Annotated in this window: 17 protein-coding genes; 9 read left to right on the forward strand and 8 right to left on the reverse strand. The window is 73.1% G+C overall.

Features of this window, described 5'->3' with window-relative positions; translation table 11 throughout:
• Positions 1–2: 2 nt before the first annotated feature.
• Positions 3–746 (reverse strand): dienelactone hydrolase family protein, encoded by a 744-nt coding sequence (locus tag MFF58_RS13120; protein ID WP_238288087.1) that lies wholly within the window; start codon positions 744–746, stop codon positions 3–5.
• A gap of 142 nt (positions 747–888) precedes the next feature.
• Positions 889–2,217 (reverse strand): Nramp family divalent metal transporter, encoded by a 1,329-nt coding sequence (locus MFF58_RS13125; RefSeq protein ID WP_238288094.1) that lies wholly within the window; start codon positions 2,215–2,217, stop codon positions 889–891.
• A gap of 155 nt (positions 2,218–2,372) precedes the next feature.
• Between MFF58_RS13125 and mntR the strand changes: the two genes are divergently transcribed.
• Positions 2,373–2,834 carry a manganese-binding transcriptional regulator MntR gene (gene mntR, locus MFF58_RS13130; RefSeq protein WP_238288095.1) on the forward strand — a complete coding sequence of 154 codons (462 nt, stop codon included), beginning with the start codon at positions 2,373–2,375 and terminating at the stop codon, positions 2,832–2,834.
• A 126-nt stretch (positions 2,835–2,960) separates the two neighbouring features.
• Here mntR and MFF58_RS13135 read toward each other — a convergent pair whose 3' ends face one another.
• Positions 2,961–4,145, reverse strand: coding sequence for a zinc-binding metallopeptidase family protein (locus MFF58_RS13135; protein ID WP_238288097.1), 1,185 nt, complete (start codon positions 4,143–4,145; stop codon positions 2,961–2,963).
• A gap of 200 nt (positions 4,146–4,345) precedes the next feature.
• On the opposite strand from MFF58_RS13135, the gene MFF58_RS13140 reads away from it, so the two are divergent.
• Genes MFF58_RS13140 through MFF58_RS13150 form a run of 3 tightly spaced genes read left to right on the forward strand, consistent with a single transcriptional unit; the run spans position 4,346 to position 11,071 of the window.
• Entirely contained in the window at positions 4,346–7,624 is a 3,279-nt protein-coding gene (locus MFF58_RS13140; protein WP_238288099.1) for a transglutaminase family protein, read from the forward strand.
• A gap of 13 nt (positions 7,625–7,637) precedes the next feature.
• Positions 7,638–10,175: a circularly permuted type 2 ATP-grasp protein gene (locus MFF58_RS13145; protein WP_238288530.1), complete on the forward strand. Its 2,538-nt coding sequence runs from the start codon at positions 7,638–7,640 to the stop codon at positions 10,173–10,175.
• Positions 10,172–11,071, forward strand: coding sequence for a transglutaminase family protein (locus MFF58_RS13150; RefSeq protein ID WP_238288101.1), 900 nt, complete (start codon positions 10,172–10,174; stop codon positions 11,069–11,071). The genes MFF58_RS13145 and MFF58_RS13150 overlap by 4 nt, the downstream gene beginning before the upstream one ends.
• Before the next feature lie 195 nt (positions 11,072–11,266).
• Here the strand turns inward: MFF58_RS13150 and MFF58_RS13155 are convergent, their stop codons facing one another.
• The 4 genes from MFF58_RS13155 to MFF58_RS13170 all read right to left on the reverse strand — a co-directional run bounded on the left by MFF58_RS13155 (position 11,267) and on the right by MFF58_RS13170 (position 15,246).
• Complete coding sequence (locus MFF58_RS13155; protein WP_238288110.1) at positions 11,267–11,878, reverse strand: pyridoxamine 5'-phosphate oxidase family protein; 612 nt, start codon at positions 11,876–11,878, stop codon at positions 11,267–11,269.
• 5 nt (positions 11,879–11,883) lie between these two features.
• Entirely contained in the window at positions 11,884–13,599 is a 1,716-nt protein-coding gene (locus MFF58_RS13160; RefSeq protein WP_238288112.1) for a lysine--tRNA ligase, read from the reverse strand.
• 404 nt (positions 13,600–14,003) lie between these two features.
• Positions 14,004–14,207: a hypothetical protein gene (locus MFF58_RS13165; protein WP_238288114.1), complete on the reverse strand. Its 204-nt coding sequence runs from the start codon at positions 14,205–14,207 to the stop codon at positions 14,004–14,006.
• Between the two features lie 88 nt (positions 14,208–14,295).
• Positions 14,296–15,246, reverse strand: a complete 951-nt coding sequence (locus tag MFF58_RS13170; RefSeq protein ID WP_238288116.1) for a transporter substrate-binding domain-containing protein — start codon at positions 15,244–15,246, stop codon at positions 14,296–14,298.
• A 204-nt stretch (positions 15,247–15,450) separates the two neighbouring features.
• On the opposite strand from MFF58_RS13170, the gene MFF58_RS13175 reads away from it, so the two are divergent.
• From MFF58_RS13175 to MFF58_RS13195, 5 genes are all read left to right on the forward strand, one after another.
• Positions 15,451–17,169: a glycosyltransferase family 2 protein gene (locus tag MFF58_RS13175; RefSeq protein WP_238288118.1), complete on the forward strand. Its 1,719-nt coding sequence runs from the start codon at positions 15,451–15,453 to the stop codon at positions 17,167–17,169.
• Between the two features lie 165 nt (positions 17,170–17,334).
• A complete protein-coding gene (locus tag MFF58_RS13180) occupies positions 17,335–17,553 on the forward strand; it encodes a hypothetical protein (RefSeq protein ID WP_238288121.1) in 219 nt (72 codons plus the stop codon).
• Between the two features lie 95 nt (positions 17,554–17,648).
• A complete protein-coding gene (locus MFF58_RS13185) occupies positions 17,649–17,882 on the forward strand; it encodes a hypothetical protein (protein WP_238288129.1) in 234 nt (77 codons plus the stop codon).
• A 59-nt stretch (positions 17,883–17,941) separates the two neighbouring features.
• Positions 17,942–18,847 carry a nucleoside triphosphate pyrophosphohydrolase gene (gene mazG / locus MFF58_RS13190; RefSeq protein WP_238288131.1) on the forward strand — a complete coding sequence of 302 codons (906 nt, stop codon included), beginning with the start codon at positions 17,942–17,944 and terminating at the stop codon, positions 18,845–18,847.
• Between the two features lie 77 nt (positions 18,848–18,924).
• The gene (locus MFF58_RS13195) at positions 18,925–19,254 is read left to right on the forward strand and encodes a hypothetical protein (protein ID WP_238288134.1); all 330 of its coding nucleotides are present in this window, start codon (positions 18,925–18,927) and stop codon (positions 19,252–19,254) included.
• Positions 19,255–19,734: 480 nt separating this feature from the next.
• Here MFF58_RS13195 and MFF58_RS13200 read toward each other — a convergent pair whose 3' ends face one another.
• Positions 19,735–20,274 carry a YciE/YciF ferroxidase family protein gene (locus MFF58_RS13200; protein WP_238288152.1) on the reverse strand — a complete coding sequence of 180 codons (540 nt, stop codon included), beginning with the start codon at positions 20,272–20,274 and terminating at the stop codon, positions 19,735–19,737.
• Positions 20,275–20,456: the final 182 nt, after the last annotated feature.

A 20,456-nucleotide genomic window follows, 5' to 3' on the forward strand; every position in this document is an offset into this window, starting at 1 on the left:
GCTCATCCCCCGCGACGCAGCGTCCGGCTGAAGAGGCCGAGCATCGCGTCCCAGCCGCGCGCGGCCGCGACCGGGTCGTGGACCGGGAAATCCGGCATCATCCAGCCATGCGCGGCCGGATAGGTCTCCGCCCCGTAGCGGACGCCCGCTTGGCTCAGGGCCGCCTCCAGCCGCGCGGCCATCTCGGGCGGGTAGCTCCGGTCGTTCTCGGCCGCCGCGATGTAGACCTCCGCCCTCAGCCGCGGCGCGGCGCGGTGGGGGCTCGTCGGCTCGTCGGTGGCGAGATTGCCGCCGTGGAAGCTGGCCGCGGCCGCGAACCGGTCGGGATAGGTTCCGGCCGCCGTCAGCGCCATGGGGCCGCCCATGCAGAAGCCCACCGCCCCGACCGCGCCCCCCGCGACATCGTCGCGTGTGTCGAGATAGGCGAGCAGGGCGCCCGTATCCTCGGCCGCCTTGACGTTGTCGGTCGTGGCCATCAGCGGCCCCAGGATGGCGCGGAAATCGCCCTTGAACACCTCCGCGGGCACGAACGGCCCGTAGGGGCCGTAGCGATAGAACAGGTCCGGCAGCAGCACGACGTAGCCGCCCGCCGCGAGCTGCCGCGCCAGGTCGACCAGGGCCGGCCGGATGCCGCCGGCATCCATGTAGAGGATCACCGCGGGCCAGGGCCCGTCGCCGTCCGGCGTGACGGCCTGCATCGCGCACGTCCCGTCCTGGGTTCGGATCGCGACGTCCTGGACAGCCATGCGGTGTTCCTCGCCCGGGCGGTGAAGCCTTCTGCGCCCGGTCGCCGGAAACCGCCAGGGGCCCGGGGAGACCGGGACGCCGGACGTCCGCGTCCCGCCCGTCCGGGAACGGGACGGGTGCACCGGCCTCGGGCGCGGGGGCTCACGCCAGCCCCGGGATCGGCACCCCGAAGGCCGCGGCGAGCAGCACCACGTTGAGGCCGAGCACCAGGGCGGCCCCCGCCACGGCGGCCGCCTGGGTGAGCGGCCCGTTGGCGAAGGGCCCCATCACGGCCCGGCGCCGGGTGAACACCACCAGAGCCACCATCGGCACCGGCAGGGCGAGGGACAGCACCACCTGCGACAGGACCAGGGCCTGGGTCGGGTCGACCCCGATGGCCACAACCGCGAAGGCCGGCAGCATGGTCACGAGGCGGCGGACGAGGAGCGGGATCCGCCAGCCGGTGAAGCCCTGCATCACCATCTGCCCGGCCAGCGTTCCCACCACCGAGGAGGAGATCCCGGAGGCGAGCAGCGACACCAGGAAGGCCGCCCCGGCCGCGGGGCCGAGGAGGGGCGTCAGGGTGCGGTAGGCCTCGCCGATCTCGGCGACCCCGCTGTGGCCGACATGGAAGGCCGCCGCCGCCATGATCACCATCGCCATGTTGACGAGGCCCGCCAGCAGCAGGGCCACCACCACCTCGCGGTTCGAGTAGCGCACCAGCAGGCGCCGGTCGGCCTCGGTCCGGGGATTGCCCCGCCCCTGGGTCAAGCCGGAATGCAGGAACAGGGCGTGCGGCATCACGGTGGCGCCGATGATCCCCACCGCGATGGTGAGGGCCTGCGCGTCGGGAATCCGCGGGGTGACGAGGCCCTTGGCGGCCTCCCCCCAGGCCACGGGCGCGATCAGGAGCTCGACCGCGTAGCAGAGGCCGATGGTGCCGACCATCACGCCGATGGCGATCTCCAGAGGCCGGAAGCCCTCGTGCTCCAGGAGCAGGATCGCGTAGGTGACCACCGCGGTGATCGCCATGCCGACCATCAGCGGCATGCCGGTGAGCAGCGACAGCCCGATGGCGCCGCCCAGGAACTCCGCGAGGTCGGTGGCCATGGCGGCCACCTCGCTGATCCCCCACAGGGCGAGGCGCACCGGGCGCGAGGTCGCGTCCCGGCAATGCTCGGCGAGGTTCTTGCCCGTGACGATCCCGAGCTTGGCCGAGAGCGCCTGGAACAGCATGGCGGTCAGGTTGGCGAGCAGCACCACCCAAAGCAGGCCGTAGCCGTAGCGGGCGCCGGCCTGGATGTTGGTCGCGAAATTGCCGGGGTCCATGTAGGCGATCGACGCCGTCACGGCGGGCCCCGCGAACAGCAGAAACCGGCCCCGTCCGCCGGGACGGCCGTCGAGGACGTCGCGGATGGCGCCCTCGGTCCGCCGGCTCATCGCCCCGGGCGCGGTGCGCCCGGGGACCGTCGCGGCGTTCGGCGCCACCATGCTCACCCTCTCCTCAAAAATATAGCGGATGCTATATTCAGGGTTCGAGGTCGAGATTCAAGGGGGCCCTGTCGGCCGCGCGGGACTCCCCTCCCGGTGGCGGTGTTTGCTAGACAGGGGTCGGGCGGCGCGTGCGCGCCGAGAGGGGAGAGCCGATGCAGGAACCGTCCGAGCCGGGCTCGCCCGAGACCGTGCTGGTCGAGCCCGAGCGGCACGTGGAGAGCTTCCGCCAGGCCCGCGAGGCGCGGCGCTCGGAGCTCGTGGAGGATTACGTCGAGCTGATCGACGACCTGATCGGCGATGGCGGCGAGGCGCGGCAGGTGGACATCGCGGCCCGGCTCGGCGTGGCGCAGCCGACAGTCGCCAAGATGCTGAAGCGCCTGTGCGAGGACGGGTTCGTCCAGCAGCGGCCCTATCGCGGCGTGTTCCTGACCGAGGCCGGCCGGCGCCTCGCCGCCCAGGCGCGGGAGCGCCACCGGATCGTCGAGCGCTTCCTGTGCGCCCTCGGGGTGAGCCCCGAGACCGCCCGGCGGGACGCCGAGGGGATCGAGCACCACGTCAGCGCCGAGACCCTGGCGGCGTTCCGCGCCTTCGCGGAGCGGCACGGGGGGGCGTAAGGCGTCCGGTCGCCGTCAGGGCCGCCGTCACGGCGGGCGCAGAAAGGCGACTCGGAGCGGCCGGATCCCGATCGTGCGGCGCTGTTGAAGTGCCGCTGAAGCGCGCCGCCCCGCGCAGGCGCGGTTTCACACCGTCGGCGCGGCCACCTTCTGGCGCAGGCCCATGATCACCGCGCGCAGCATCTCGGCCCCGGCTGCGCCGGCATCCGGCAGGGTGCCGGTGCGGGAGGCGTAGATCCGCTCGTGCACGAAGGCGAGCTTGGCGATCACCGTGGGCGTCAGCTTGAACGGGTAGAGCGCCGGCTGACCCATGCTGTGGGAGAGTGAGTTGATCGCGTAGGTGAGCGGCAGCCACGCCGCGATCAGCCGGTCGAGATCGAGGGTGTTGTACGGATCGAAATCGATCACCGTCGGCGCGGCCTGCCCGTGGCGCAGGCGCGGGCGCACGTGCAGCTCGAAGGTCGAGGCGGTCTCCACCGTGTCGACGATGTGCAGGTAATGCGCGAAGGTCTCGGCGAAGTCCTCCCACGGGTGGGCGGTGGCGTAGGCCGAGACGTAGCCCTCGTCCCAGTCGGCGGGTGCCCCCCGCGCGTAGTGATCCTGCAGGGCCTGGACGTAGTTCCGGCCCTCATCGCCGAACAGCGTCCGGAAGGCCCCGATCATGGGGCTGTTCATCACCAGCAGATACCAGAAATAATGCCCGATCTCGTGCCGGAAATGGCCGAGCAGGGTGCGGTAATGCTCGCCGAACAGGATCCGGCGGCGCTCCCGCTCGACGTCGTCGGCCTCGGCGATGTTCATGGTGATCAGGCCGTTGATATGGCCCGTCAGGACCGGCGTGCCGCCGGAGAAGCTCTCCGCGGGATCGACCAGGAAGTCGAAGGCCAGCCCGTCCGTGTACTGGGCGCGGGTGGCGAGCGGCAGCTCCAGCCGCAGCAGCGAGTAGAACAGCCGGTGCTTGGCGGCCTCGATCTGGCGCCAGCGGGTGAGGTTCCAGCCCTGCGACAGGTCCGGCACCACGCGGTTGTGGCGGCAGGCGGTGCAGTAGAGGTCCGGGCTGTCCTCCGGCACCAGCCAGTTGCAGGCTGACGAGACGGCGTTGTTGCACAGGCGGTAGCGCCGGCCGGGATCCGCGTAGGCATGGAAGATCTGGGCGCCGCCCATCAGCGGGTGCGCGGAGAGCCCCTGCGGCTCCAGGGCCGAGACCTCGTGGACCGCGCAGACGTAGCCCAGCTGCCGCGCGCAGCTCTCGCAGCCGGTCGCCTCGAAGGTGACCGGCTGGTCGCAGGCTTGGCACTGGAAGATCTTCATCGGGCGGTCCCGGGCCGGCAGCCGGCCCACTGGGGGCTCAAGCGGGGCCGGCCGGCAAAGTTCCTGCCACATGCCCCGACCGGCCGGCGCCGCCGCACGAAAATTGCTTGTGGCGCCGTCTGTGTCGCATAACCGGGCGGCAGGGTCCGGTGCCCGGGACCGGCGACGAGACCGCGTTCGATCCATCCGACGGAGCCATCGTGTCGATCAAAGCCGCCCTGCACCACGTCACGCATTACCGCTACGACCGGCCGATCAGCCTCGGGCCGCAGGTGATTCGCCTGCGCCCGGCCCCGCACGCGCGCACCAAGGTGCCGGCCTACGCGCTGACCGTGACGCCCGCCAACCACTTCCTGAACTGGCAGCAGGATCCGAGCGGCAACTGGCTCGCCCGCCTCGTCTTCCCGGAGAAGACCGACGAATTGAAGATCGAGGTCGACCTCACCGCCGACATGGCGGTGATCAACCCGTTCGACTTCTTCGTGGAGGATTACGCGCAGACGCGACCCTTCGCGTACGAGCCCGATCTCACCGAGGAACTGGCCCCCTATCTCGCCCCCGTCGACGCGGATGGCCCGGAGATGGAGGCGCTCCTCGCCCGCCTCCCCGCGGAGCCCAGCACCGTCCAGTTCCTGGTGGCGCTGAACGGCCTGATCGCCCGGGAGACCGCCTACGGCGTCCGGATGGAGCCGGGCGTCCAGACGCCCATCGAGACCCTGCGGCTCAGGAGCGGATCCTGCCGGGACTCGGCGTGGCTGCTCGTGCAGGTGCTGCGCCGGATCGGGCTCGCCGCCCGGTTCGTCTCCGGCTACCTGATCCAACTCGTGCCCGACACCACCGCGGTCGACGGGCCGACCGGCGCGGCGGCGGACTTCACCGACCTGCACGCCTGGGCCGAGGTCTACCTCCCGGGCGCCGGCTGGGTCGGCCTCGACGCGACCTCGGGACTGCTCACCGGCGAGGGCCACATCCCGCTGGCCGCGACGCCGCACTACCATTCGGCCGCCCCGATCTCGGGGGCGATGGAGCCGGCCGAGACCACGTTCGACTTCCGCATGGCCATCACCCGCGTCGCCGAGACGCCGCGGATCACCAAGCCGTTCTCGGACGCGGTCTGGGCGGCCATGGACGCGCTGGGCGAGCGGGTCGACGCCGACCTCGCCGCGCAGGACGTCCGCCTGACCATGGGCGGCGAGCCGACCTTCGTGTCGGTGGACGATTTCGAATCGCCGGAGTGGAACATCGCCGCGGTCGGCCCGACCAAGCGGGGGCTCGCCGACCAGCTGATCCGGCGCCTGCGCGACCGGTTCGGCCCGGGGGGGCTGCTCCATTACGGCCAGGGCAAGTGGTATCCTGGCGAGAGCCTGCCGCGCTGGGCCTTCGCGCTCTACTGGCGCAAGGACGGCAAGCCGATCTGGCGGAACCCGGACCTGATCGCTCCGGAAGCTGCTCCCGGGCAGGCGGGGACGGCCACCATCGCGCAGGCCAAGGCGCTCGCCGACGCGCTGGCCCGGCGCCTCGGCCTCGCCGCCTACGTCTTCCCGGCCTTCGAGGACGGCGAACTCTGGGAGAAGAAGGCCGCCGCCCTGCCGGTCAACGTCACGCCCGAGGCGGCCCGGTCCGGCTCCGTGGAGTTCGACGCCCGGATCCGGCGCGTCTACGCCCGCGGTCTCGGGGAGGCCGCGGGCTACGTCCTGCCGCTCGCGAGTCTGCCCACCGGCCGGGACGGCGATTCCGATCGCGTCTGGATCTCGGAGGCCTGGGAGTTCCGGCGCGGCGCCGCCTTCCTGGTGCCGGGGGATTCCCCCGTGGGCTTCCGGCTGCCCCTGTCGTCGCTGCCCTACGTGCCGCCCGAGCACTATCCCTATTACCAGCCCCAGGACCCGCTGGAGCCGCGCCCGCCCCTCCAGGACGGGCTTCCCGGCGCGGCCACCGTCAACGGCGCCGGCATCACCGGCGTCGCGGTGCGCACGGCGGTCTCGATCGAGCCCCGGGACGGCGTGGTGCGGGTGTTCATGCCGCCGGTGCAGCGCGCCGACGAGTATCTGGAACTCGCCGGCCACCTGGAGGCGGCCGCCGCGGAGCTGGACCTGCCGATCCACCTGGAAGGCTACGAGCCGCCCTACGACCCGCGCATCGGCGTGATCAAGGTCACCCCCGATCCCGGGGTCATCGAGGTGAACGTCCACCCGGCGGCATCCTGGCGGGAGGCGGTCGCCATCACCACCGATCTCTACGCCGAGGCCCGCCAGACCCGGCTGGGCGCCGAGAAGTTCATGACCGACGGGCGCCACACCGGCACCGGCGGCGGCAACCACGTGGTCATGGGCGGCGTCACGCCGGACGATTCCCCGTTCCTGCGCCGGCCCGACCTCCTGAGGAGCCTCGTGCTCTACTGGCAGCGCCACCCGGCCCTCTCGTACCTGTTCTCCGGCCTCTATATCGGCCCGACCAGCCAGGCGCCGCGCATGGACGAGGCGCGGCACGACGGCCTCTACGAGCTGGAGATCGCCCTCGCCCAGATCCCCGCCCCCGACGCGCCCAACATCCCGCGCTGGCTCGTCGACCGGGTGTTCCGCAACATCCTGGTGGACGTGACCGGCAACACCCACCGCGCCGAGATCTGCATCGACAAGCTCTACTCGCCGGATGGGCCCACCGGCCGCCTCGGCCTGCTGGAGTTCCGCGCCTTCGAGATGCCGCCGGACGCGCGGATGAGCCTCGCCCAGCAGGGGCTGCTGCGCGCCCTCGTGGCCTGGCTGTGGCGCGAGCCGCAGACCGGCGGCTGTGTCCGCTGGGGCACGAACCTGCACGATCGGTTCATGCTGCCGCATTTCCTCTGGTCCGACTTCCTCTCGGTGCTGGAGGATCTCCGGGAGGCGGGGTACGCTTTCGATCCGGTTGCCTTCGAGGCGCAGGCCCTGTTCCGCTTCCCCGTGTTCGGCACGGTCGAGCAGGGCGGGGTCCGGATGGAACTGCGCCAGGCGCTGGAGCCCTGGCACGTGATGGGCGAGGAAGGGACCAGCGGGGGCACCGTGCGCTTCGTCGACAGCTCGGTCGAGCGGCTGCAGGTCAAGGTCGAGGGCTTCGTGCCCGAGCGGCACGTCATCGCGTGCAACGGCCGACGCCTGCCCATGACCTCCACCGGCCGCGGCGGCGAGGCCGTGGCGGGCCTGCGCTTCAAGGCGTGGCAGCCGGCCTCCTCGCTGCACCCGACCATCCCCGCCCACTCACCGCTGACCTTCGACATCCTCGACGCCTGGAGCGGGCGCTCGCTCGGCGGCTGCCGCTACCACGTCGCCCATCCCGGCGGCCGCAACTACGAGACCCATCCGGTGAACGCCTACGAGGCGGAGGGGCGCCGTCTCGCCCGGTTCCAGCCGCACGGCCACACGCCGGGCCGGGTGGAGATGCCCCGGGCGGAGGCCAGCGCCGAGTTCCCGCTGACCCTCGACCTGCGGATGCCGGCGCCGCAATGACCGGGGGGCCGTGATGGAGGCGGCGCTCGCGGGAAGCCGCGGCCAGGCCGAGCCGGCGGAGGGCCCGCGGGAGCGCGCCGCCCGCTGGAGCGCGGGCTATCGCCCCGCCCCCGGCCGGCCGGACGAGTTCCTGGGACCCGACGGTCGGCCCCGCGGGGCGTGGCCGCGCCTGCTCGACCGTCTCGGCGGCCTCACCGAGCCGGAGATCATGGCCCGCTTCGTCGCGGCGGAGCGGCACATCCGGGATGCCGGCATCTCGTTCCGCATCGCCGGCGACCAGCGCGAGCATCCCTGGCCGCTCGGCTGCCTGCCCCTGGTGATCGAGGGGCCCGAATGGGCCGCGCTCAGCGCCGGGATCGTCCAGCGCGCGGAGCTGATGGAGGCGATCCTCGCCGACACCTACGGGGACGGCCGCCTGGTCGCCGAGGGGCTCCTGCCCGCCGCGATCGTGGCCGGCACGCCCGAATTCCTGCACCCGCTCCACGGCGTCGCACCCCCCGGCGGCCACTACCTGAAGCTCTACGCCGCCGATCTGGGCCGGGGACCGGACGGGCGCTGGCAGGTGCTCGCCGACCGGACGCAGGCGCCCTCGGGGCTCGGCTGGGCGCTCGAGAACCGGATGGTCCTGGCCCGGACCTTCCCGGACTTCTTCCAGGATCTTCACGTCGAGCGCCTGCCGGCCTTCTTCCAGGCCTTTCGCGATGGCTTGGCGCTCGGTGCCGAGCGCGCCGACCCGCGGATCTGCCTGCTGACCTCCGGCCCCTACAGCAGCACCTATGTCGAGCAGGCGGCGCTCGCCCGCTACCTCGGCCTGATGCTGGTGGAGGGCGACGACCTCGTCATGCGGGACGGCCGCCTGCACGTGCGCACCGTCTCGGGCCTGAAGCGCGCCGACGCCCTGTGGCGGCGGATCGACGCCGACTTCCTCGACCCCCTGGAGCTGAACCCGGCCTCGCGGCTCGGCGTGCCCGGCATCCTGGACGCCCTGCGCAACGGCTCCCTGGTGATGGCCAACATGCCGGGTGCGGGGCTCGTCGAATCGGCCGCGCTCGCCCCCTACCTCGACGGCATCGCCCGGCGCGTCCTCGGGGAGCCCCTGCGGCTCGGCCATCCGCGCACGTGGTGGTGCGGCGACCTCGAGGGGTTGGCACACGCGCAGGCCAATCTCGACAGCCTGATCCTGCGGCCGGCCGCCACGCCCCAGCGCGGGGCGGGGCGCGACGCGATCCTGGCGGGGCCGGTCCTGGCGGCCGAGCGCGAGCGGGTCGTGGCGGCCCTGCGCGACCGGCCCTTCGACTACGTCGCCCAGGAGGCGGCGCCGCTCTCGACCATGCCGGGCTGGGAGCGCGGCGAGGCCGGCCTCGCCCTGGTGCCCCGTGCCTTCGTGGTCCGCGTCTTCGCCACCCGGACGCCCCTGGGCTGGCAGGTCATGCCGGGCGGCTTCTGCCGCGTCTCGGAGCGCGAGGACGTCGACCCCATCGAGATGCGGCTCGGCATCCGCTCCGCCGATGTCTGGGTCCTGTCCGATCAGCCGATCGCGGCGCCGCTGATCGGCTCGCACGCGGCCCCGCGGGTGCGGCGGGTCGGGGGACACCTGCCCTCCCGGGCGGCCGACGGCCTGTTCTGGCTCGGCCGCTATCTCGAGCGCGCCGAGGCGGTGATCCGGCTCGTCCTCGCCCATCTGCGCAGCGTCGGGGACGCGGTCGGGGCCGACATCTCGGGCGCCCTCGACACGCCCGCGGCCCTGGCGCTGCGCACCCTCCTGCACGAGTGGGGCAGCATCGGCGCGGCCGACCTGCCCACCGCCCGCCTCGCCCAGGAGGCGCTGGCCAGGCACCAGCGGCCGGGCTCGGCCCAGGCCCACATCGGCTCGGCCCGCCGCAACGCCGCCGCGCTCCGGGCCCGCCTGTCGGGCGAGACCTGGCGGGTGCTCGCCGACTTGGACGAGTTCCTGTCCCTCGACACCGAGCGGGGGCTGACCGAGTCGCAGCTCGCCGGCCGCGCCGAGCAGGCGCTGAGCCACCTCGCGGCGCTCTCCGGCCTCACGCACGAGAACATGAGCCGCGCCGAGGGCTGGCACTTCGTCGAGCTCGGCCGGCGCGTCGAGCGGGCGATCAACACCTGCACCTTCGCGCTGGCCTTCGCCAACGACGAGGCGACCCCGGGCTGCCTCGGGGTGATGCTGTCGCTCTGCGATTCGCAGATCAGCTACGGGCGCCGCTACATGCAGGGCGCGGCCCTCGACCCGGTCCGCGACATGGTCCTGCTCGATCCCTACAACCCGCGCTCAATCGCCTTCCAGGCGGAGGCGATCACCCGCCACCTCGCCGACCTGCCGGCGCTGGCCGCGGACGGGATCCCCGAGCCGCATTGCCGCCTCGCCGCCCGGATCCTGTCGGAGCTGCGCAGCGGCGAGGCCGCGGATTTCGACGCCGTGCGCCTGACCGTCCTGGCGACCGACCTGGAGCGGCTCGCCGACGGGATCGCGGTCCGCTACTTCCCCACCGGGCCGAACGCGCTGCGCCCTGAGAAACTGACGGGGCTGGCGTGATCTACACGCTGCGCCATCGCACCACCTACCGCTACGGCAAGCCGGTGCACTTCGCCCGCTGCACCCTGCGGCTTAAGCCGCAGGATTGCGAGGGGCAGAGCGTGCTGGCGAGCGCCGTCACCGTCGATCCGAGCCCCACCCGGGCGGTGATGCGGCGCGACTATTTCGGGATCGACGCGGTGGCGATCACCCTGGAGGTGCCCCACACCACCTTCAGCGTCGAGGCGCTCTCCACCGTGCGGGTCGAGCGACCCGCCCCGCCGCTCCCGGAATCCGGGATGCCCTGGGAGCGCGTCCGGGACGCCGTGGTGGCCGGGCGCGACCTCGGCGGCCGGGCGCCGGTACATCTCCTGTTCCCGAGCGGCCGGGTGCCGCTGCTGCCCGCGATCACCGACTACGCCCGCCCGAGCTTCGCCTCCGGCCGGAGCGCCTACGGGGCGGCCCACGACCTGATGCTGCGGATCGGCCAGGATTTCCGGTTCGACGCCAAGGCCACCACCGTCTCGACGCCGCTCGCCGAGTCCTTCGCGCTCCGGGCCGGGGTCTGCCAGGACTTCGCCCACGTGATGATCGCCGCCCTGCGCGGCATGGGCCTGCCGGCCGCCTATGTCAGCGGGTACCTGCGCACGGTGCCGCCGCCGGGCCGCCCGCGCCTGCGCGGGGCGGATGCGAGCCACGCCTGGGTGGCGGTCTGGTGCGGCGAGAGCTGGCTCGGCCTCGACCCGACCAACGGCGTCGCCGTGCGCGACGACCACATCGTGGTGGCCCGCGGCCGCGATTACGGCGACGTGGCCCCCGTCGACGGCATCGTCAGCGGCTCGGGCAAGCAGCGCCTCAAGGTCGAGGTCGACGTCATCCCCGATACCGAGACGCAGGATCTCGCCCTGGTGGGGTGAGGGAGCCGGGCTCCGCTGCCGGACTGCGCCCGAGGCTCCCCCGTTTCCTCATCGGGGAGTGCCCCAGCGCGGCGGAGGCCTCGCAGCAGGACTCCAGGGATCGCGGCGCTTCCCGGAGGCCTCCTCCGCGGCCCGCGGGTGCGGGCACCCTAGGAGGGAAGGGTCATCGGAAAGGCCGGCTCTCGGCGCCGGCCCTCACCACATCGTCTCGGCCGCCCGCTCCGGCCATTCCGCGTCGTAGCGCGCACCGCCGACCGCGCCCGCGGTGAGCGCCGCCAGGATCGCCCCGGGGGTCGGCAGGGTCGCCGGTTCGACGCGGGATTCGGGATCCCACAGCCTGGCCCGGATGATCGCCCTTGCGCACTGGAAGTAGATCTCCGCGACGGTGATCACGACCGCGGTGCGCGGCGCGTGGCCGTCGACCCGGAACGTGGCGAGGAGATCCGGATCGGCCGAGATCACCGCCCGCCCGTTCACCCGCAGCGTCGTGCCCGAGCCCGGGATCAGGAACAGCAGCGCCACCCGCGGATCGCGCACGATGTTGCGGAGCGAGTCGATCCGGTTGTTCCCCCGCCGGTCCGGCAGGATCAGCGTGCGCGGATCGGCGACCCGCACGAAGCCCGGCCGGTCCCCGCGGGGGCTGCAATCGAGCCCCTCGGGGCCGGCGGTCGCCAGCACCGCGAAGGGCGAGGCCGCGATCAGCGCCGCGTAATCCGGCGTGACCGCGCCGGCCACCTTCACGGTGGAGGCGGGGGCCAGGGGCGCGGTGTAGATCGCCTCCAGGGCGGCGAGGCTGTCGACGATCACGGCGCTCACGCGACCGGGGGCGCGACCGTGGCCTTGCCGGCCGCGAAGGCTTCGTGCTCGGCGACCAGCGCCCCCGACAGGGCCGCCTCGATCAGCTCCCGGGTCTCCGCGACCCCGTAGAGGGCCACGAAGGAGCCGAACCGGGGCCCGCGCGCCTCGCCGAACAGCACGTTGTACAGGCTCGTGAACCACGCCTGGGACACGCCCGGCCGGCCGTCCGGGCTCTTGGCCTTGCCGGACGTGTCGGGGAAGTGACGCCGTCCGACCTCGTAGACCGCCGCCTGCAGGGCCTCCGGATCGGTGGAGCCGGCATGGGCTCGGAGGGTCTCCGACAGGTCCTCCAGGGCGGCCCGCTCCTCGGGCGTCGGCGCCCGGTAGGTCTTGGCGGGCCGCACGAAGTCCGAGAAGTACTTCAGCGCGTGGACCACCAGCCGGTCGAGGCCCGGATGGGTCTCCGGCCCGGTCTGCGGCGCGTAGCGGCGGATGAAGCCCCACAGCACTGCCGGATCCTCGGTGTTGGCCACCGCGGCGAGGTTGAGCAGCATCGCGAAGGTCAGGCTCGCGCCCTCGACCCGCTCCGGCACCGGCGGGCTGCCGGCATGGAGGTGCCAGACCGGGTTGCCGAGACGCAGCTTCGCGTCCTGGCCGGCATAGCGGTCGAGGAAGCCGATATACTCGTCCACGTGCCGGGGGATCACGTCGAAGAACAGGCGCTTGGCCTCGCGCGGCTTGTTGTACATGAACAGGGCGAGCGAGTCCGGCGTGCCGTAGGTGAGCCACGCGTCGATGGTCAGGCCGTTGCCCTTCGACTTCGAGATCTTCTGCCCCTTCTCGTCGAGGAACAGCTCGTAGTTGAAGCCCTCCGGCGGCTCGCCGCCGAGCGCCCGGGCGATCCTGGCCGAGAGCTTGACCGAGTCGATCAGGTCCTTGCCGGCCATCTCGTAGTCGACGCCGAGCGCGACCCAGCGCATCGCCCAGTCGGGCTTCCACTGCAGCTTGGCGTGGCCGCCGGTCACCGGAGTCTCGTAGCGCTCGCCTGTGGCGGGATCGCGCCACACGATGGTGCCGCTCTCCGCCTTCACCTCGTCGATCGGCACCTGCATCACGTGGCCGGTGACCGGGTGGAGCGGCAGGAACGGCGAGTAGCTCGCCGAGCGCTCGGCCCGCAGCGACGGGAGCATGATCTCCATCACGGCGTCGTAGCGCTCCAGCACCCGCAGCAGCGTGGCGTCGAACACGCCCGCGCGGTAGCACTCGGTGGCCGAGCGGAACTCGTAGGCAAATCCGAACGCGTCGAGGAAGCGGCGCAGCTCGGCGTTGTTGTGCGCCCCGAAGCTGTCATGGGTGCCGAACGGGTCCGGCACGCGGGTGAGCGGCTGGTTGAGGTGGTCGGCCAGCATCGCGCGGTTCGGCACGTTGTCGGGCACCTTGCGCAGCCCGTCCATGTCGTCCGAGAAGGCGATCAGCCGGGTCGGCACCGCGTCGCGGGTGAGCACCCGGAAGGCGTGGCGGACCATGGAGGTGCGGGCGACCTCGCCGAACGTGCCGATATGCGGCAGGCCCGAGGGCCCGTAGCCGGTCTCGAACAGCACCTCCGTCTTGCCGGATTTCTCCAGCCGCGCGACGAGCTTGCGCGCCTCCTCGAAGGGCCAGGCGGCGGCGTTGGCGGCGGCCTCGATGGTGTCGGGATCGAGGGTCGGGGCTGGGGGAGCGGCTGGCATGTCTTCGGGGATGCGTGTTTGGGAGGGCGCACCCTAGAGCGGTTCGCGCCGGAGCGGAACGCCCGGTGGTGCAATGGAATCACGTTCGCCCGCAGCGGCGGTGGCGCGGTCGGAGCGATCAGACTTGCGACGGCACGCGCTGTCGCGTGCCAAGTATGTCGCGTGCCAAGTATGATGACCTCGCCTGCACGGACGCGGTCCGTGATCGCACAGGGGTACGGGCGTACGACGAGCCGACGACGTCCCGGGCGCGGTCGTTGAGCCCGCGAAGGGATGCTGCGAGAGCAGATCCCTCGCACCCTGACCGCGTTGCAGGCCGTGCTGCGCGCCCTGCGGGTTCCGCGCATCGATAGGGGTGAGGACCCTGTCGAGCGGGGCTGCGGCAGGGCGGGTGATCCGCAGCTTCACAGACCGAGCTTGGCCCGGAGGGCGCGGATCTCCGCATCGGTGGCGCAAGCGCCGCGCGCCTCGGCGACCCTGGACTCGTCGAGCTCCGCTTCTTCCTCCGGGGTGAACCGGTAGACCGAGCCCTCGTCGCCCACGAAGGCCAGCATGTGGCGGGCGATCTCGTCCTGGAGAGCCGGGGACAGGTCGCGCGCCTTCGCCACGGCCTTCTCGAGCCGATCCGCCCTGGTGCCATCCGGCAGCCGAAGCCCGGCGGGCAGGATTCCTGATTCCCACCCCCGATGGAAGCCCTCAGAACGGGCTGACGGGGAAGAACCGCAGGTACAGCTCGGTGTACTTGCCGTCGTCCCAGACCCGCTGGAGCGCGTCGTCCAGCGCCCGGGAGAGGGCCGCGTCCTCCTGGCGGGTGACCAGGCCGATGCCCTCCCCGAAGTAGCGGTTCTCCAGGTAGTCGCCGCCGATCAGCGCGCAGCACGACTCCGCGTCCTGGCCGCCGACATAGAGGGCGAGGTTGAGGCCGTCGGCGAAGAGGTAGTCGACCTCGCCGCGCTTGAGCGCGCCCTCGGCCGCCGCGAGGTCGGTGAAGTCCTTCGGTACGGCCTTGGGGAAGAAGGCCTTGAGGTAGGCCGCATGGGCGCTGCCGGCGATCACCCCGACGCTGCGTTCGGCCAGGGCCGCCGCCGAGGGGACCGGCAGGCCCTTGTCGGTCCGCGCGGCGAAGCGCGCCGGCCAGCGGAAATACGGCCGGGTCGCCAGGAATTTTTCCCGCAGGGTGGCGGTCAGGGGGATCGCGGCGGCGACCACGTCGCCCTGCTTGCCGTCGAGGGCGTCCAGCAGCGTGTCGAATCGGCGCGCCTGCACCGTGCAGGGGATCGCCAGCTTCTCGCAGACCGCCCGGGCGAGCTCGACCACGAAGCCGGTCGGGGTGCCGTCGGGGCCGGCGAAGTGCAGCGGCGGGAACTCGTCGTCGGTGAGGAAGCGGACCGCTCGGCCGGTCTGGGGCGCCTCCACCCGCTCGCCGCGGCTGCGGGGGTTCCAGAAATCCGGCACCGTGACGGTGGGGAGGACCCGGGCTTCGTAGGCTGCGGCCTGCGCCGCGGCATCGACCGGCTGCGCGCCGCTCCACAGCGCGAGGACGATCGCGGCCGACGTGAGCCAGGATGGGACAACGGTCCCACCGGCTCTTGACGGTGGGGCGGGGGCGGTGCTCCTCTCGGAGCGGGGACAGGGGAACTGGCTCACCCTCCTCCTCTATCACGTCCTGGGGCCACCGGGGGAGCGCGCGGCGTGTCGTTCTAGCGCCCGCCTACGGCGCGGGCCGCCCTGCCGCCGGAGATCGCCTTCCTGCTCGCCCAGGGTGTCGATGGCCGCCTGCTCGCCCGCGCCGCCGCGGAGGCCGCCGCCGCCGGAACGGACGCGGCGACCGCGCTGCTGAACGCGGGCTTGATGTCCGAGGCAACCTATTATCGGGCCCTCGCCCGGGCGCTCGGCGCCCCCTACCTCGACGGGCCGATCGCGTTCGGCCTGGGCCTCGCCTTCCCGGGCAGCCTCGTCACCGGCCTCGCGCCGCTGGCCCTCGGATCGGCGGCGCCCTGCGTGCTGGCCCCCCGCGGCCGGGCGATCACGGACCTCCTCGACGGTGCGGGCCGCAGCGCCATGCCGGCGATCACCAGCCCGACCCACCTGCGCGCGGCGGTGTTCGCCGCGATCCCCGGGCAGGTGGCGGACCACGCCGCGCACGATTTGCGGCGGCGCATGCCCGAGCGGGCCACGGCGCGCGAGCCGGCCTTCTGGTGGCTGCTGATCCTCGCCCTCGCGCTGGCCGCGACGCTCTGCCTGTGCGCGGCACTCCCGGCGCCGCTCGTGCGCGCCCTGACGCTCGCCGGGCAATGCCTGTTCCTGGGGATGACGACCCTCCGGCTGGCGGCCCTGGCCATCCCGGCACCGGTGGCGGCGGAGGACGGGACCGTGCCGCCGCTCGCCGACGCCGACCTGCCGGTCTACACGGTGCTGGTTCCCCTCCACCGCGAGGCGGCGGTGGTGCCCCCCCTGATCCGGGCGCTGGCCGCCCTCGACTATCCGGCCGCCAAGCTCGACATCAAGCTCCTGATCGAGGCGGACGACCGGGAGACCGCGGTGGCCCTCGCCCGCATCCCCCTGCCGGCCCGGTTCGCCGTCATCGCGGTGCCGCCGGGCGCGCCGCGCACCAAGCCCCGGGCGCTCAACGTCGCCCTGCCGCTCGCCCGCGGCACCCTGCTCACGGTCTACGATGCCGAGGACGACCCCGATCCCGGGCAGCTGCGGCTGGCGGCCGCCCTGTTCGCGCGCCTTCCCGAGCGCGTGGCCTGCCTCCAGGGGCGGCTGGTGATCGACAACGCCGGCGATTCGCGGCTCGCCCGCGCCTTCGCCCTCGAATATGCGGGGCTGTTCGACGTCCTGAACCCGGCGCTCGCCCGGTGCGGGCTGCCGGTCCCCCTGGGCGGGACCTCGATGCACCTGCGCACCCGGGTGCTGCAGGCCCTGGGCGGCTGGGACGCCTACAACGTGACCGAGGATGCCGATCTCGGCCTGCGCCTCGCCCTGGCGGGCTACGCGGTCGGGGACCTGCCGAGCAGCACGTTCGAGGAGGCGCCGGCCCGGTTCGGGCCGTGGCTCGCCCAGCGCACCCGCTGGTTGAAGGGCCTGATCCAGACCAGCCTCACCCACGGGCGCCGTCCCCTGGCGAACGCGCGCAGCCTCGGCGGCCTGGAAGCGCTCTGTGCCGTGGCGCTGGTGCCGGGCACGGTGGCCTCGGCGCTGGCCTACCCGGTGTGCCTCGCCGCGGCCCTCTGGGCGGTCCTGGTCCGGGACATCCCGACCGCCTCCGTCTTCCTGGACAACCTCGTCACCGGGCTCGCCATCACCCTGTTCGGAGCGGGGCTCGCGGCCCTGGTGCTCCCGTCCCTGCTGGGCTGCGCCCGGCGTGGCTGGGGCGACCTCGCCCGGTCGGCCCCCTGGATGCCGCTCTACTTCCTGATGGTCAGCCTGGCCGCGTGGCTGGCGCTGGTCGAACTGCTCCGCGCGCCGACCCGCTGGAACAAGACCCAGCACGGCCTCGCGCGGACCTCCCGCAGGGGGCGGCTGCGCCGCCTGCGATCCGTCCCCCGCCACCCTGCGACACTCTGAGGCGGATCACCCGGGGCCGGCGCGACCGCCGATTTCCTTCAACCCGGATCGACCACGTCGCCCGCCGCCGCCCTTAGCTTCAGAGGGCCGACGAGGCCCGCATCGCGGGCGGCCGGATCGTCACCGCGGGGCCGAGCGATGCGGGCCTCTCATCTCCGACGTACCATGGAGCATGCGGAGGGCCGCTCCGGCCGCGCCTGCGCCAGCGACCGCCAGGAGGCGGTGGACGTGGAAGCCGCGATCCGCGGGGCGCAGGAACTCTGCCGCAAGGCCGCCGGCATGCGCCTGACGGGGGCGGTGCTGATGGACGAGGTCGGGCAGATCCTCTGGTCGTTCAGCCGCGCGCTGGCGCACGAACCGCTCTGCGTCCGGCGCACCCGCTAAGATCCCGGTCCACCAGCAAAGACCGGTGCACGCGCTGAGGCCGGCGCAACGCTTGGGGCTCCTGCGTGGTTGTCGTCTCAGGTTCTGGGTATCCCATGACAACGATTGCGATCCTGATCGGTACGCAGGCGGGCGCCCGCCTGCTGGCTGCCGCCTCCGAGCGCGAGGCCGCCCTGTCGGCCGAGGCGTTCCTGCTGCGCATGCCGGTCCGCGCCCTCCCGGCGCCGCTCTGGGTCCAGTGCGCCGATCCGGCCGTCAGCGGGCGCCTCACCGGCTACCTCAACGCCCTGCAGGCCGAGCAGGTGCGCGAGCGCGACGCCCGGGTCTGACCCCGCGTCGGGCGGTGGGCGGATTCCCCTTTGCCGCGCCATGCTCTAACGCCACGGCTATGAGCGAGGCACACGAGGCGGACCCGGCCGGGCGGATGGGGGCGAAGGAGCCCGTGGAAGCTCCCCTGGACAGGCTCCTGCGCCTGATGGCGATCTTGCGCGATCCGGTCCGCGGCTGCGCCTGGGACGTGGCGCAGACGCCCGCCACCATCGTGCCCTACACGATCGAGGAGGCCTACGAGGTCGCCGACGCGGTGGCACGGGGCGACCGCGCCGACCTGCGCGACGAACTCGGCGACCTGCTCCTCCAGGTGGTGTTCCACGCCCGCATGGCCGAGGAGGCGGGCGCCTTCGCGTTCGACGACGTGGCGCGCGCCATCGGCGACAAGCTGGTCCGCCGCCACCCGCACGTGTTCGAGCCGGACGGGACGCTCCTGCCCGAAGGCGCGCCGCGGCACGACCCGGCGCAGATCGAGGCGCAATGGGCCGCGATCAAGGCGCAGGAACGCGCGGATCGGCCGGCCGGCCGGGACGGGCCGGCACCGGATCCGCTCGGCGGCGTCGCCCGGGCGCTGCCGGCGCTGGCCCGGGCCGAGAAGATCTCGCGGCGGGCGGCCGCCCATGGTTTCGACTGGGACGATGCCGCCCAGGTCGTCGACAAGGTCCGCGAGGAGACCGACGAGGTCGCGGAGGCGCTGGACCGGGGCGACCGTCAGGCCCTGTCCGAGGAGATCGGCGACCTCCTGTTCTCGGTGGCCAACCTCGCCCGGCATGCCGGGATCGACCCGGAGACGGCGCTGCGCGACGGCACCGCCAAGTTCGAGCGCCGCTTCGCCGCCATGGCCGCGCACCTGCGCGCGGCCGGGGGCGACCTCGGCCGGTCGGACCTGGCCGCCATGGAGGCCGCATGGCAGGCGGCCAAGCGCGGCGAGGCATCGTTGGACGCGGCACCCCACGACGGGTGAGCCGGCGCGGCGATCATCCGCGGCGGGCCGGCGCCGCGAGGGCTCGACAGGGGCCGGCCGGGGGATATGTTCCGCGCATGCGCCTCGTCCTCCCCATCCTCGCCGCCCTCACCCTGACAGCCGCCCTGTCCCGGCCCGCCGGGGCCGAGACGATCACCAAGGGACGGTTCGGCTGCCACACGCAGGAGGTCACGGACCGCCTGTTCAAGCTGGTCATGGCCGGTGAGGAGGTGGCGTTCGGACAGCTCCTGAATGTCAGCCTCGCCAGCGGCGAATGCCGGTCCTGGAAGCCGGGCGAGGAGGTCCGGCTCGAGAGCCGGACGCTGACCTACGGCTGCCTTGCGCTCAACGACTCGCAGGACCGCTGCTACTGGACGCCGCTCAGCGCGATTCAGCCGGCGAACTAGCGGCCGCCGGGTCGCCCGCGCCAGATCGCCCGCGCCAAGTCGCCCGCGCCAGGTCGCCAAACCAAGTCGCGATCACCGGGCTGCCGCGTCGCGGCTGGTCGGCGCAGCGCGCCGGCAGGGTTCAGGTCCTGTCGCCGCGCGTCGTCGCGGCCCGGCCCCGTCAGGCCTGCGTGAAGGGCGCTCGGCGGAGGGGCGACGTGGCGATGGGCCACGGGCGTGTCAGCCGGGGGCGGTGAAGCGCGCCCTTGTCTCGGATGCCCCTGTCTCGGACGCCCCTGTCCCGGATGACCGGAACACGGTGGACGAGGATCCGGGACGCAGTCCGTGAGCCCAGTGGCGCCCCGGGCAGGCGACCGTCCTCGAACGCGGCCGATCTGTCCCTGAACCCGCCTGGCGCACCGGAGGGATCGGTGCCGATCCCTCGGAACCGCCACCGGCCCGCGAGGGAGGGCGCCCCGGCCCTCCCCGCCCTGCCCGCGCTCAGGCGGCCTTCTTCGAGCCCTTGCCGTTCGATGCTTCGGTGTCGTCCCCGGCCGTGCCGGCGGCGTTGATCGCCTCGGCGATCTCGGACAGCCGGGCGTCGGTCTTCTTCTCCTCCTGCAGGGTCTCGTCGAGGAGCTTGGCGGCGTCCGCGTAGCCGAGCTGGCCGGCCCAGGTCTTCAAGGTGCCGTAGCGGGCGATCTCGTAATGCTCCACCGCCTGGGCGCAGGCGGCCAGCACCGCGTCGGCGGCAGGCGTCTCGGCGAAGTCCTCGAGATCCTCCTCCATCTCGGAGACGATCCCCTGCATCGCTTCGCAGGTCTTGGCCCGGGCGGGCTTGCCGATGATCTCGAAGACCTGCGTCAGGCGCTCGACCTGCTGGGCGCTCTCCTCGGCATGGGTCTCGAAGGCTTGGCGCAACTCCGCGTGCTCCGCCGCCTTGGCGGATTTCTTGAGGGCTTTCACGGATTGCTTCTCGGCGTAGTAAACGTCCTTCAGGGTCTCGTAGAAGGCGTCGTGCAGCGTCTTCTGCTTGGCCATGGCGATCTGTCTCCCTTGGCGCCGCTGCCGGGTGCGCGGCGTCTGGACGGGGAACGCCAGTCCTGCGGGACGTATCCGGACGATATCTTCGCCCTGTGGAGGAACTTTCGGCGGTCAGGTCTTGCCCTGGCCCGCTCGTCCGGGTCGCGCGGCGGGACCGCTGCGGGCGCGCTTATCGGGCG

This window comes from Methylobacterium longum (genome assembly GCF_022179385.1).
GTDB lineage: Bacteria > Pseudomonadota > Alphaproteobacteria > Rhizobiales > Beijerinckiaceae > Methylobacterium > Methylobacterium longum.